Genomic DNA, 481 nt, shown 5'->3' on the forward strand with positions numbered 1-481 from the left:
CGGCTGCTGGCGATCGTCGAGTGCTACTCGGTGTCGACGCCGCTGTGGGCGATCTTTGCGGACCTCGACGGCTCGGACGTCCACCACGAGAACGGACTGAAGTGGGACAACCGAGGCGAGAATATCGAGGTTGTCGACCACGGCGAACACGCTCGGCGTCACGCGACGACGGCGTCGAAGACACCGACCCCGGATGCGGGTGGGGACCTGGAGGTACCGGCTGATGACTGACGAGACTACCAACGAGACCATGAGCGACACTACCGACGACAGTGAGGACTACGGCGCGGGAGTTGAACAGGGCGCGTCACTAACCGATAAGCTGTCAGTGGTCGGAATCGACTCAACCGACTGGGGAGACCTCGAACGCCGAGAGACGACCGTTAACGTGGAGTACCTCAAGCAGGGTCTCGAATTAATAGAGACGCTCGACTGGGAGAAGGTGGACATTTGCCTCGTTGACCCACCGAATGGCGACGAT

At 60.9% G+C, this 481-nt stretch carries 1 protein-coding gene and 1 pseudogene; both read left to right on the forward strand.

The genetic code is table 11. The features are described from left to right. A pseudogene (locus EXE45_RS17180) lies at window positions 1-231 on the forward strand (HNH endonuclease); the annotation flags it as partial. Further along, the coding region (locus EXE45_RS17185) for a hypothetical protein (protein WP_199233679.1) at window positions 224-481 on the forward strand (258 nt) is incomplete at its 3' end. The pseudogene EXE45_RS17180 and the gene EXE45_RS17185, both read left to right, overlap by 8 nt.

The organism is Halorubrum sp. SP9, assembly GCF_005435015.1.
GTDB classification, from domain to species: Archaea; Halobacteriota; Halobacteria; order Halobacteriales; family Haloferacaceae; genus Halorubrum; species Halorubrum sodomense.